Genomic DNA, 12,364 nt, shown 5'->3' with positions numbered 1-12,364 from the left:
CGTGTCGCGACGGTGGCGTTCCGTGCCTGGCTAGGTGAAAACGGTTGCACAGCATTGCTGGTGGTAGCGAAGCCGCTCGTCGGGCGGCAACCAGCGCCGATGGCTTGCTGGAACGTCGCCGTCGGGGACTCCGGGGCGGGCTGTGACGGGTCGGTGGTCGGCCTCGTGCGCCGAAGGTGATTGTGGGCGCAACGATCTGTTGACCACGGTTGACGCCCGGTGGCGCGCTCGGGGGTTGCCCTCGGGCGGCGTCTGCGGGGGGCGGTCCCGGCGCTGGCGACCGGATATTTGCTGTTTCCACGATCTCGGTAGCGCCGAATGTCGACAGTTATTTTCGCTGCAGCTAATAACGATCAGACGGTAACGCGCGCCGGACAGTTATCGACAGAAACTGAGAGAAATCGTTTTGCTACTTAGGTTTTTCTCAGGTAAGTTCCGAATGTCGGGGCTGAACTCACTTGAAGGGATAGTCATGGACGTTGCTGTTCGGTCATATCTGACCGCGGGGGTGGCAGTATTCGGCGCAAGCGCCATTGCGCTCGCGCCCATTCAAGTGACCCCGCCGGATCTTCACATTGCGAGCAACAGGGCGCTGTCGGCATTGGCCGACGTCTCGCTGTCCTCCCTCGCTGACGTGATCCAGGCTCTCAATGGGGCGTGGGGTGGGCTGCAGGGCGGCCTCAACGCCGTCAACGGTGCGGCCGCCACCGCGATCACCCAGCTCGGTGACGCACTGCAAGCCGCCCTCATCTCAGGCCTCGGCGCGGGCAACACCGCGCTGCAGTCGATCATCGACGGACTGCTCGACAGCGGCAGCGCTCTGGCCACGGCCGTGGACAATGCTTTGGCGCAATTCCCCACCCCGCAGGCGTTCGTCGCTGCGTTGGTGCAGGCGTTCGGCAGCATTGATGTGAATCTGGGTCTTGCGCTGCAGGCCGCCCTCAACGTCAGCATCGACGGCGCCGTGGCGCTGGCGAACGCGTTGGCGGCAGGTGGCGCGGCACTGTCCGCGGCGTTCCAGGCGGCGTTGTCGGCGTTCCCGACGCCGGCGGCGTTTGTGGCTGCTCTCAATGGTGCTCTGGCGGCGATCAATCCGACCTTGGGTGTGGTGGCCAATGCGTTGACGACGTTGACCGGGCAGTTGGGTGCCACGATTCAGGCTGGGATTGCGGCGGGGTTGACTGGTTTTCAGGCGGTCATCAATGCGTTGAGCGATGGTGGTTCGGCGTTGGCGGCGGCGTTCCAGGCGGCGTTGGCGGCGTTCCCGAATCCGGCGGCGTTCATCGCTGCGTTGGTGCAGGCGTTTGGCAATATTGATGTGAATCTGGGTCTGGCGTTGCAGGCCGTGCTCAATGTGGGTGTTACCGGGTTGCAGGGCTTTGTGGATGCGCTGGTTTCTGGTGGGGCCACGTTGGCGGCGGCGTTCCAGGCGGCGTTGTCGGCGTTCCCGACGCCGGCGGCGTTTGTGGCTGCTCTCAATGGTGCTCTGGCGGCGATCAATCCGACGTTGGGTGTGGTGGCTAATGCGTTGACGACGTTGACCGGGCAGTTGGGTGCCACGATTCAGGCTGGGATTGCGGCGGGGTTGACTGGTTTTCAGGCGGTCATCAATGCGTTGAGCGATGGTGGTTCGGCGTTGGCGGCGGCGTTCCAGGCGGCGTTGGCGGCGTTCCCGAATCCGGCGGCGTTCATCGCTGCGTTGGTGCAGGCGTTTGGCAATATTGATGTGAATCTGGGTCTGGCGTTGCAGGCCGTGCTCAATGTGGGTGTTACCGGGTTGCAGGGCTTTGTGGATGCGCTGGTTTCTGGTGGGGCCACGTTGGCGGCGGCGTTCCAGGCGGCGTTGTCGGCGTTCCCGACGCCGGCGGCGTTTGTGGCTGCTCTCAATGGTGCTCTGGCGGCGATCAATCCGACGTTGGGTGTGGTGGCTAATGCGTTGACGACGTTGACCGGGCAGTTGGGTGCCACGATTCAGGCTGGGATTGCGGCGGGGTTGACTGGTTTTCAGGCGGTCATCAATGCGTTGAGCGATGGTGGTTCGGCGTTGGCGGCGGCGTTCCAGGCGGCGTTGGCGGCGTTCCCGAATCCGGCGGCGTTCATCGCTGCACTGGTGCAGGCGTTTGGCAATATTGATGTGAATCTGGGTCTGGCGTTGCAGGCCGTGCTCAATGTGGGTGTTACCGGGTTGCAGGGCTTTGTGGATGCGCTGGTTTCTGGTGGGGCCACGTTGGCGGCGGCGTTCCAGGCGGCGTTGTCGGCGTTCCCGACGCCGGCGGCGTTTGTGGCTGCTCTCAATGGTGCTCTGGCGGCGATCAATCCGACGTTGGGTGTGGTGGCCAATGCGTTGACGACGTTGACCGGGCAGTTGGGTGCCACGATTCAGGCTGGGATTGCGGCGGGGTTGACTGGTTTTCAGGCGGTCATCAATGCGTTGAGCGATGGTGGTTCGGCGTTGGCGGCGGCGTTCCAGGCGGCGTTGGCGGCGTTCCCGAATCCGGCGGCGTTCATCGCTGCACTGGTGCAGGCGTTTGGCAATATTGATGTGAATCTGGGTCTGGCGTTGCAGGCCGTGCTCAATGTGGGTGTTACCGGGTTGCAGGGCTTTGTGGATGCGCTGGTTTCTGGTGGGGCCACGTTGGCGGCGGCGTTCCAGGCGGCGTTGTCGGCGTTCCCGACGCCGGCGGCGTTTGTGGCTGCTCTCAATGGTGCTCTGGCGGCGATCAATCCGACCTTGGGCATCCTGACCGGCGCCTTGACCACGTTGACCGGGCAACTGGCTGACACCATCCAGGCCGGAATTGCCGCCGGGCAGACCGCCTTCCAGGCATTGATCGCTGGCCTGGGCAACGGTGCCAGTGCACTGTCGGCGGCGTTCCAGGCGGCACTGGCCGCCTTCCCGAACCCGCAGGCCTTCATCACCGCACTGGTCAACGCCCTGGGCAACATCGACATCAACCTGGGCCTGGCGTTGCAGGCCGCCCTCAATGTCAGCGTTGACGGCCTACAGGGCTTCGTCGACGCGCTGGCCTCCGGTGGAGCCACGTTGGCGGCGGCGTTCAACGCCGCAGTGTCGGCATTCCCGTCACCGGCACAGTTCGTCGCGGCCGCGAGTGCCGCGCTAAATACGGTGACCGGGGCGCTCGGGGGCGGCCTCGACGTTGCGCTGCAGGCCGGTCAGCAAGTGCTTCAGACCGGCGCGGCGGTGCTCACGGCCGGGCTGAATGCCGGTGTGGCGGCAGGCGGTGCGCTGATCGGTGCCCTCAACAACGGACTGATCGTCGGTGGCGTTGCGCTGGACACCGCGATCAAGGCCGCGCTTTCGGCACTGCCGACCCCGGAGGCCGTCGTGAGCGCTCTTGCGACAGCAGGAGCGCACATCAGCGCCCAATTGACGGACCTGGCAAAGGCATTGAGCGCGAGCCTGCAGGCGTCGTTCAACTTCACACTCGGCGGGATCCATCTCGGCGGTGGGATCAATGCCGGTGCCGGTGGTGCTGCGGCTGCCACCTTGGCGGCGGCCGGTGCTGCGGCGGCGTCCGCGGTGAAGGGTGTCAACGACACGGTGACGAGCATCGCGGGCAATGGCCCGACGGTCTCGTTGGAGGTCAAGGACAACGCTGCGGCACCGAGCACTGCGAAGAAGGCGTCCGACACCACATCGTCGGCCGCCGGGTCCGCCACAGCCGGAACGAAGGTGACGCCGCCCAAGGTGTCGCTGCCCGCGCCGCCTGCGCTATCGCTGCCGTCCCTGCCCAAGCTGCCGTCGCTGTCGCTTCCCAAGCCACCGTCGCTGCCGTCGCTGTCGCTTCCCAAGCCACCGTCCCTGTCGCTGCCGTCGCTGCCTAAGCCGGGCACGACGCCGTCGACGGACACCAAGGGTTCGACGGACACCAAGGCGTCTTCGGACACCAAGGGTTCGACCGACACCAAGGGTTCTTCGGACACCAAGGGGTCTTCGGACACCAAGGCGTCCTCGGGCAGCAAGGGTGACAGCTCGGATAAGGGTTCGGCATCCGGCTCGTCGAAGAAGCAGTCGGCGGGTTCGGCTAAGAGCTCGAACAAGAGCGGCAAGGCCGCCTAGGCCCTCGTCACGAAACGCACCGTGGCCCTTCCCTTACGGGAGGGGCCACGGTCGTCTTCGGATGATCGGCCGGGGTAGCGCTTGGAACTCAGGCGAACTCGACGTCGGAGATTTTGATCTGCCCGCCGTCGTGTTCGACGGTCACCATGACCCGCCAGACCCGGGGCTGCTGGTCTTCCTTAGGCGCGTTCGGGCCCTCACGATGCGACGTTGCCGCGACCAGCACGACCGCGGACTGCTCGTCCATCGAATCCACCGCGGCGTCGTTGACGGTCACCTTGGTGGTCATCTTGGAGTCTTGCAGTGCCTTGACCAGATCGTCGGTGCTGTCTTCCATGTTGGTCTTGAATTTGCCGGTGGAGTCGTCGATGACGCGTTGGACGCTTTCCTTGGCCTTCGTGTAGTCCATGGACATCAGGTTGACCACGCCCTGGCGCGCCGCGGCCGCGTACTCGGCGCTGCGTTGCCGCTGCGCCTCGGCCTTGCGGTGGTCCCACACCATGTATCCGGTGGCGCTGGACAGGCCCGCGATCAGCAGCACGGCCACCGTGGCGGCTACGGTCCTGGGCCGGGGCGGGCGTAAGCGGCGTTTGGGGGGAGAGGGCTCATCGGCCAGCTGTGCGTCGACGTCGGGGACCTCGGCTGAGTCGACATCGGTCTCGGTCGCGGCGGGGGACTGCGCTTCCACGCGGGAGGCCTCCAGCTTGCGGCGCAACTCATCTGCCCGGGCACGCGCGGCTTCGGCGCGCGCTTCGGCCTCGGCGGCCGCGGCATCCGCGGCTTCGGCGGATGCCAGGTCGTCGGCTTCGGCGGGTGCCTCGGATTCACGCTTGCCCGGCGGCATGGGACCTCCTCGTCCGGCGCGGTCGCACGGCGGAGAGCGACGTTAGCATCGCCGTCCAGCATTCCACAGGGGCAATCCTGTGCCACCGGTGGTTGTCCGGCGGGCAACCGGTCCGCGACCGCGCACGTGTTTCGCCAGAGCTGGAGAATTCGCTTACCGAGTATGCGACAGTATTCGGGTGCGATCGACGGTGCCCGTTCTTGCTGCGCTCCTGACGGCCGGAGTGTTGATGCCCGCCCCGGCCTCAGCGGACCCGGCCGCGGTGCCGGTCAACGCCAACGAATGCAATGACGCCTTCTGCACACCCGGCATCGCGGCCGGGATGGAGCTGGGTGCCCCGTGCAACGACACCGGCTACTACGTGTTCGCGGTGGACACCAGGAACAACTGGGGCCGGCTGCTGTTCTGCGGCTCGCCCCGACGCTACGAGCCGCGCTACTTCCGCTCGCCGCCGATGGTCGGTGTCAAGGACTTCAACACCAACTGCACGGGATACGAGAACTCCGTCGCGCAAGCACCCGACGGGCTGTTCCTCACCTGCGCTGTCCAGAACAACGAAAGTATCTGGGTCCGCGGCGACGCCTAGGGCTGGCGGCTGATCAACTCACCAGTGCCGCAGCGAGCACAACGCCCCTTTGGCACCGGAATTCTCCGCGACGACGACGCCATCGACCGCAAGCACGCAGTGAAAGTTGGGCGGGTACTTCGACATCCCGCTGGTGGCCATCACCATGGCCCATTCGTCGGGGTCGGACAGCTGCACGTTGAGCACCCACTTCTGCCCAGGTCCGACGTCGGCCTCGATCTTCGGGCTGAACATGTAGGGGTCATGGCTGTAGTCGGCCCAGTTCGGTGGCTCGGTGTCCCGGTAGTAGATGTCGGCACCCCGGAACGGCAACTCGGAGAAGATGCTGTAGGTGACCTGGTGCATCACCGGCTCCTCGGCGTTGGCGGGACCCGCGGCCGCGGTCACCCCGGCCGCTGCCACTGCGAGAGCCGAACCGACGCGGGCGAACCTCATGGCGCAGCCTGGCACGCCGCCTCCTTCTCCGGAAACACCATCACCGGATTGTAGGGCTTCGAATTGGTGGTCACCGGCGAACGCGTGGATCTGGTTAGCCTGACTTCACGCCCGGCTCGCGGCGGGCCGGCGGTGAGAGGGGACGACCAGCGTGGCCGACATGACCGATTTCCGTCGGGTCGCCGACGACGTCCGCAATTGGGGTCGGTGGGGCGACGCCGACGAACTGGGCACGCTGAACTTCATCACCCCCGAGAAGGTCGCGCAGGCGGCGGCACTGGTCCAGCGTGGCACGGTGTTCCCCCTGGGCGTCGACTTCGGGTCGTCGGGGCCGCAGGGTGCCTTCCACTACCGGCAGAACCCGACGCACGTGATGACGGTCGACGGCGGTGACGCCACCACACTGACGCGGTACGGGCCGAAGTGGCTGCGCAACCCGGCGGCCGTTCAGCTGGGCGGGTACGCCAAGGCCGGTCCGATGCGGTTCAACGACGACATGATCATCATGCCGTTGCAGGCCGCCACCCAGTGGGACGCGCTCTCGCACGTCTACTACGAGGACCAGCTGTACAACGGCTTTCCCGCGGACTCGGTGAGCAGCCTGGGTGCCTACTACCTGGGCATCGACAAGGTGGTCAGCAAGGGCATCACCTCGCGGGGGGTGCTGCTCGACATCGTCACGCTGCGTGGCGTTTCGACATTCTGCGAACTCGGTGAGCCGATTACGCCAGCCGAGCTCGACGAGGCCGCCCGAACACAGGGCGTGCGGGTGGAGCCGGGCGATATCGTGCTGATCCGAACCGGCTGGTGGGCAAGATTTTTGGAGACCGGTGACGGCGCAGAGCCCGGGGCGGGGCTGGACTGGACCTGCGCATCGTGGCTGCACGACCACCAGGTGGCCGCCGTGGCCGCCGACAACCTGATGGTGGAGAACCCCGTCTCGGGGGTGCGCGGCACCATGCTGCCGATGCACATGCTGTGCCTGCGCGACATGGGCCTGATGCTGGGCGAGTACTGGAATCTGACCGAACTGGCCGCGGATTGCGCGGCCGACGGCCGCTACGAATTCCAGCTCGTCGCACCGCCGCTGTCGGTCACCGGCGCCGTCGGGTCGCCGGTGAACCCCATCGCGATCAAGTGACCCGCGTCGGCGTCCCTCGGTGCACCGGCAACGGCCGGATGCGCCCGCGCCCGATGCCTGCCGGGGGTTTGTCCGGCCGGGTCGGGGAAGGGTTGAATGGGGGAGTGGCGCCCAGGGAGAACTCGTTCGTGACGGCCGACGCATGACGCTGGTTGCCGGCGTCGATTCGTCCACCCAGTCGTGCAAGGTCGTGATTTGTGACGCCGAGACCGGTGCGGTGGTGCGGTCGGCGGCCACCCCCCATCCGCCCGGTACCGAAGTCGACCCCGAACACTGGTGGAACGCCCTGCAACAGAGCATTGCGGCCGCCGGCGGTCTCGACGACGTTGCCGCGGTGTCGGTCGGCGGACAGCAGCACGGCATGGTCTGCCTGGACCAGCGCGGCGGCGTCGTACGTCCCGCGCTGCTGTGGAACGACACCCGTTCGGGTGCCGCTGCCGCCGAGTTGGTCACCGAACTCGGGGCCACCCGGTGGGCCGGCGAGATCGGCGTGGTCCCCGTCGCCTCGATCACCGTGTCCAAGCTGCGCTGGCTCGCCGACCACGAGCCCGGCAACGCTGACGCGACCGCCGCGGTGTGCCTGCCCCACGACTGGCTGACATGGCGGCTGAGCGGCAGTGTCGACATCACCGAGTTGTGCACCGACCGCAGCGACGCCTCGGGCACCGGGTATTTCTCGGCTGCCACCAACGACTATCGCGACGACGTGCTCACCGTGGCGATGCGGGGGCGTCGACCGGTGCTGCCCCGGGTGCTAGGACCCAGCGAGTCCGCCGGCCGAACCCCCGCGGGGGCGCTGCTGGGGCCCGGTGCCGGCGACAACGCGGCTGCCGCGCTGGGATTGGGAGCCGGGCTCGGCGACTGTGTGGTGTCGTTGGGTACCTCCGGGGTGGTGAGCGCGGTGGGCGATGCCGCACCCAACGATCCGGACGGCCTGGTGGCCGGATTCGCCGATGCGACAGGTCGTTACCTCCCGCTGGTGTGCACGCTCAACGGCGCGCCGGTGCTCGCCGCCGTGGCCGCGATGCTGGGGGTCGATCTCGACGAATTCTCGCGGCTCGCACTCGGCGCTCCGGCCGGGGCCGACGGCCTGGTCTGGGTGCCCTATTTCGACGGTGAACGGTCCCCGAACCTGCCCCACGCCGCCGGGGCCCTGCACGGTGTCACCGGCGGCAACCTGTCGCCGGCCAACGTCGCGCGCGCGGCCGTTGAAGGGCTGCTGGCCTCGATGGAGTTCTGCCTGGACAAGATCGCCGAGCAGGGCATCGACGCCGACCGGGTGGTGATGGTCGGCGGGGGTGTGCGCTCGGAAGCCGTCTGCCGCATCGCACCGGCGGTGCTCGGCCGCCCGGTCCTGGTGCCCGAGCCAGGTGAGTACGTCGCTCTCGGTGCCGCGCGACAGGCGGCGTGGGTGGTCTCCGCCGCGGACGAGCCGCCGGCCTGGTCGACGGGGCACGTGAAAACCTATGCGGCCGAACCGACTCCCTCGGTCACCGAACGCTACGAAGAAGCGCGGCTGCGAACGCTGGGACAGGACACGTAGCGGCGCACCGTGCGGCCGCGGATGCCGGACAGGATCTCGTAGTCGATGGTGCCGGCGCAGCGCGCCCAGTCCAGCGCCGTCGGCTCGCCGGCCGCGCCAGTGCCGAAGAGCACCACCCGGTCGCCCTCGGTGACTCCGGCGCCGTCGGGCCCCAGATCGATCACGAACTGGTCCATGCAGATCCGTCCCACATTGGTGAACCGACGTCCGCCGATCGCCACGGTCAGCACGTTGGACAGCACGCGCGGCACTCCGTCGGCGTACCCGCACGCCACCACCGCGACGGTGGTATCTCGGGGCGCGATCCAGGTGTGACTGTAGGACACGCCCTGTCCGGCAGCGATTCGCTTGACCAGCGCGATCTCGGCGGTCAGCGTCAGCGCCGGGATCAACCCGAAATCGCCGATGTCGGGAACCGGGGTACGCCCGTAGATGGCGATGCCGGCACGCACCAGATCACGGGAGAGCTCCGGGCGGGTCAGTGCGGCAGCAGAATTCGACGCGTGCACGACCTGTGGCGGCGTTCCCGCGCGGCGCAATTCGGCCACTCGCGCGTCCAGGCAGGCCACCTGCCGGTCATTGAGGGGGTGCTGCGGCTCGTCGCCGCGGGCTAGGTGGGTCATCGCGGTGCGCAGCACCACCGATCCGCTGGCTGCGGACCTGGCCACTGCTTCGCGCAGCTCGACCCAGTCCGTCGGCGTCGCCCCGCTTCGGCCCAGCCCGGTGTCGGCCTTCACGCCGACCGTCGCGGTGACGCCGAGGCCGGCCGCTGCCGCGGCCACCCGCTCCAGCTGTTGCGCCGAGGACACCACCACCTCCACGCCCGCGGCAACCGCACCAGCGAAATCTGTTGTGGGCGTGAGCAACCAGGCGATGATGGGGGCGGTGATGCCGGCACTGCGCAGTGCGAGCGCTTCGGCGACGGTGGCCACCCCGAGCTCGGCGGCGCCGGCGTCCAGCGCCGCGCGGGCTACCTGGGTGGCCCCGTGCCCATAGCCGTCGGCCTTGACGACGGCCATGACTGCCGTGCGTGATCGCTGCCGCACCACCTCGACGTTGTGCGCGATGGCCCCGAGGTCGACGACGGCCTCGACGGCGGCAGGCATGTCAGTAGTCGATGGCCTCGATGAGCGGTGACGGCTCATCCATCAAGGCCCAGAAGCGGTCCCGGATCGCCACGGTCAGCGGACCCGGGGATCCGTCGCCGAGGGCGGCGCCGTCCAGGGCGGTGATTGGTGTTACCCCGCCCGCCGTCGTCACGGCCATCAGCTCGTCGGCATCGTAGAGGTCGCGGCTGGTGACGTCGCACAGTGTGGCCTCGATGCCCATGGCGTCGGCGATCTCGAACACCGTCTTGCGGGTGATGCCGGGTAGGGCGTTGCGCGACGGTGAGAACAGTTTGCCCTCCTTGACGATCACCACGTTGAATCCCGGCCCCTCGGCGACGCAGTTGTCGGCGTCGAGCAGGATGGCGGTGCGGGCGCCGCGGTCCTTGGCTTCAAAGCTGGCGGCGGTGAGATCGCCCCACTGGTAGTTCTTGATCGTCGGGTCGACGGTGTTACGGCCGGCGCGGCGCACATGGCGGGGCACGATCGCGGTGGTGCCGAAGATCTGCTCGGCCGGCGGGAACGCCCACAGGTAGGGGATGGCGTAGATGTAGACCTGGTGGTTGAGCTTGGAAAGGTCCTTCTCGCCCTTACGTTTTCCGTATCCGCGGGTCACGGTTAGGTTGACGAACGACTCGCGCAGCTGCGAGAGCGCCACGCAACGTTTGGTGATGTCGGCCAGCTCGTCCTTGGTCATCCCCGCTTCCAGCCGCAGCTTGGCCGCACCGTCGAGCAGCCGATCCAGATGGTCACCGAGCCGGAAGATGTTGCCGTGCCACACGTGGGCCACCGTGTAGGTCAGGTCCGAGTGTCCGAAGCCGGTGTCGAAGATGGAGATGCGTGCCTCGGAGGCCGGGATGTACTCGCCCTCGATCCAGGCCGCGCCGCCGGCGAACTCACTGGAGTGGTCCAGCTCGTAGTCGCTGTACTGGATGACCGACCCGGGCGGGGTGGCCTCCCGGATGGCGCCGGGCTCGACGCTGACCAGATTGCTGGTGGAAAAATCGGTACTGATTGCCATGTGAGAGAGCCTCTTTCAGTTCTAGTCGTTGACCAGGTGGGTGCGGGCGAAGTCCGATCCTGCTTCGCCGCGCTGGAGTCGACCGCGCAGTCCGGTGCCCCACCACAGCGCCCCGACCGCGACGATGCCGAGGAACACCCAGCCGTTGCCGGCGAACTGCGGCAGGAAGATCAGGGCCACGGCCACGCCCAGGAACACCACCAGCGCGGTGACATAGACGGGCAGGCGGAACCGGCCCAAGTCGAAGGTGCCTGGCTCGCCTTGCGGGATGGTGCCCTTGCGCACACCGATGAGCAGCCCGATGGTCTGCAGGATGTACACCGAGAAGAACAGCAGCGAGGCGATGCCCAAGATGTAGTTGAACGCCTTCTCGTTGACCAGTGCCGAGAGCAGCAGCACGGTGGACAGGCAGCCCAGGCCGATCACCGCGTAGGTGGGGGCCTTGCTCCTGGGCGAGACGTGGCGCCACAGGTGCGACAGCGGCAGCATGTTGTCGCGGGCCATCGAGTAGGCCAGCCGGGTGGCCACCAGGATGTTGGACAGCAGGCAGGCCAGGATATTCGTCAGCGCCACGGCGACAACGATTTTGGTGACGACCGGGCCGGCCTGCTGGCTGATGATCTCCTCGATCGGGGCCGCCGAGTTGCCCTGCACCGCCGCCTCGTCCCGGATCGCCAGCACGTAGACGACGTACATCAGCAGTTCGATCACCACCGAGGTGATCAGCGCGTAGAACATGGTGCGCGGGACGACGTAGCGGGCATTCTTGGTCTCCTCGGCGACGTCGGCGCCCGACTCCACGCCGATCAGGCCGAAGAACGGACCCAGCGCCGCTGCCAGCCAGGCCAGCACGTAGGAGTCTTTGTCGCCGGATGCGCCACCGGTGAACAACACCGAGATCGGCTGGTGGTGGTCGGGAGCCGAGAACGCGATGACGGCGACCAGCAGCGTCGCGCCGAGTGTGACGACCAGTTCGAGGCTCACCCCGATGTTGTTCACCATGGTCGCGAACCGGACGCCGTAGATGTTGATGAGCACACACAGAAACACCACGCCGATGGCGACGAGGATCTGTTCGCTCTGGGTCATGTTCCAGCCGAACAGGCCGCCCAGGTAGCCCGACAGGATGAAACCCACCCCGGTCATGCCGCTGATCCAGCCGAGCAGTGCCACGAATCCGGTGAACCAGCCCAGGCTGGGCCCGTTGATCCGGCTGGTCCACTGGTAGGCGTAGCCGGCCAGGGGGATCTTGGCCGTCAGGTCGGCGGCGATGAACGCCCACAGCGCGAACACCACACCGGCCAGCAGCAGCGTCCAGACGAACGGCGCGCCGGCGGTGAAGTAGCCGGCGCCGAATCCAGTGAACACCGCGGTGGTGGCGCTGATGGTGGCGAAGCCGATGGCGAAGGAGGCCACGCTGCCCACCGAGCGGTCCAGCCGTTGCTGGTAACCGAACTCGGCCAGCCGGGCGTCCTCGCTTTCTCCCGGGCGGGACGGGGGCGGGATGGGCGTCGGTGAATGAGCGGAGGGGGTTAAGGCGTCGGTCATGGTCACTCCAGGTCAGGACTGTTCGACAGAACAACTGAAGCTAGGAAAACCTGTCGTGA

Annotated in this window: 9 protein-coding genes; 4 read left to right on the top strand and 5 right to left on the bottom strand. The window is 67.3% G+C overall.

The genetic code is table 11. The features are described 5' to 3' along the window. Window positions 1-472: 472 nt before the first annotated feature. A complete protein-coding gene (locus ADBZ9K_RS08865) occupies window positions 473-4,081 on the top strand; it encodes a beta strand repeat-containing protein (RefSeq protein WP_526619708.1) in 3,609 nt (1,202 codons plus the stop codon). Window positions 4,082-4,169: 88 nt separating this feature from the next. Here ADBZ9K_RS08865 and ADBZ9K_RS08860 read toward each other — a convergent pair whose 3' ends face one another. Further along, on the bottom strand, window positions 4,170-4,925 hold the full coding sequence (locus ADBZ9K_RS08860) for an Rv1363c family protein (protein ID WP_526619707.1): 756 nt from the start codon (window positions 4,923-4,925) through the stop codon (window positions 4,170-4,172). A gap of 178 nt (window positions 4,926-5,103) precedes the next feature. Here ADBZ9K_RS08860 and ADBZ9K_RS08855 point away from each other — a divergent pair, with 178 nt between their 5' ends. After that, window positions 5,104-5,511 carry a hypothetical protein gene (locus tag ADBZ9K_RS08855; protein WP_526619706.1) on the top strand — a complete coding sequence of 136 codons (408 nt, stop codon included), beginning with the start codon at window positions 5,104-5,106 and terminating at the stop codon, window positions 5,509-5,511. An 18-nt stretch (window positions 5,512-5,529) separates the two neighbouring features. On the opposite strand, the gene ADBZ9K_RS08850 is transcribed toward ADBZ9K_RS08855, so the two are convergent. Beyond that, window positions 5,530-5,946 carry an Rv2576c family protein gene (locus ADBZ9K_RS08850; RefSeq protein ID WP_526619705.1) on the bottom strand — a complete coding sequence of 139 codons (417 nt, stop codon included), beginning with the start codon at window positions 5,944-5,946 and terminating at the stop codon, window positions 5,530-5,532. A 160-nt stretch (window positions 5,947-6,106) separates the two neighbouring features. Here ADBZ9K_RS08850 and ADBZ9K_RS08845 point away from each other — a divergent pair, with 160 nt between their 5' ends. Continuing rightward, window positions 6,107-7,087 carry a cyclase family protein gene (locus ADBZ9K_RS08845; RefSeq protein ID WP_526619704.1) on the top strand — a complete coding sequence of 327 codons (981 nt, stop codon included), beginning with the start codon at window positions 6,107-6,109 and terminating at the stop codon, window positions 7,085-7,087. Between the two features lie 142 nt (window positions 7,088-7,229). Then, window positions 7,230-8,630, top strand: coding sequence for a xylulokinase (gene xylB / locus ADBZ9K_RS08840; RefSeq protein ID WP_526619703.1), 1,401 nt, complete (start codon window positions 7,230-7,232; stop codon window positions 8,628-8,630). On the opposite strand, the gene alr is transcribed toward xylB, so the two are convergent. The 3 genes from alr to ADBZ9K_RS08825 are packed head-to-tail and all read right to left on the bottom strand — an operon-like array spanning window position 8,588 to window position 12,305. Beyond that, window positions 8,588-9,736, bottom strand: a complete 1,149-nt coding sequence (gene alr / locus ADBZ9K_RS08835; RefSeq protein WP_526619702.1) for an alanine racemase — start codon at window positions 9,734-9,736, stop codon at window positions 8,588-8,590. The genes xylB and alr overlap by 43 nt on opposite strands. 1 nt (window position 9,737) lies before the next feature. Beyond that, window positions 9,738-10,757, bottom strand: a complete 1,020-nt coding sequence (locus tag ADBZ9K_RS08830; RefSeq protein WP_526619701.1) for an aminotransferase class IV — start codon at window positions 10,755-10,757, stop codon at window positions 9,738-9,740. A gap of 21 nt (window positions 10,758-10,778) precedes the next feature. Further along, window positions 10,779-12,305 carry an amino acid permease gene (locus ADBZ9K_RS08825; RefSeq protein ID WP_526619700.1) on the bottom strand — a complete coding sequence of 509 codons (1,527 nt, stop codon included), beginning with the start codon at window positions 12,303-12,305 and terminating at the stop codon, window positions 10,779-10,781. Window positions 12,306-12,364: the final 59 nt, after the last annotated feature.

The organism is Mycobacterium sp. (genome assembly GCF_965229265.1).
In the GTDB taxonomy this organism is placed as follows: domain Bacteria; phylum Actinomycetota; class Actinomycetes; order Mycobacteriales; family Mycobacteriaceae; genus Mycobacterium.
This window is presented reverse-complemented; position numbering and strand designations above follow the sequence as displayed.

What these genes read in the sequence shown, in the direction of transcription:
- ADBZ9K_RS08865 (WP_526619708.1), top strand. Translation starts at nt 473, where the DNA reads ATGGACGTTGCTGTTCGGTCATATCTGACCGCGGGGGTGGCAGTATTC.
- ADBZ9K_RS08860 (WP_526619707.1), bottom strand. Translation starts at nt 4,925, where the DNA reads ATGCCGCCGGGCAAGCGTGAATCCGAGGCACCCGCCGAAGCCGACGAC.
- ADBZ9K_RS08850 (WP_526619705.1), bottom strand. Translation starts at nt 5,946, where the DNA reads ATGAGGTTCGCCCGCGTCGGTTCGGCTCTCGCAGTGGCAGCGGCCGGG.
- ADBZ9K_RS08845 (WP_526619704.1), top strand. Translation starts at nt 6,107, where the DNA reads ATGACCGATTTCCGTCGGGTCGCCGACGACGTCCGCAATTGGGGTCGG.
- xylB (WP_526619703.1), top strand. Translation starts at nt 7,230, where the DNA reads ATGACGCTGGTTGCCGGCGTCGATTCGTCCACCCAGTCGTGCAAGGTC.
- alr (WP_526619702.1), bottom strand. Translation starts at nt 9,736, where the DNA reads ATGCCTGCCGCCGTCGAGGCCGTCGTCGACCTCGGGGCCATCGCGCAC.
- ADBZ9K_RS08830 (WP_526619701.1), bottom strand. Translation starts at nt 10,757, where the DNA reads ATGGCAATCAGTACCGATTTTTCCACCAGCAATCTGGTCAGCGTCGAG.
- ADBZ9K_RS08825 (WP_526619700.1), bottom strand. Translation starts at nt 12,305, where the DNA reads ATGACCGACGCCTTAACCCCCTCCGCTCATTCACCGACGCCCATCCCG.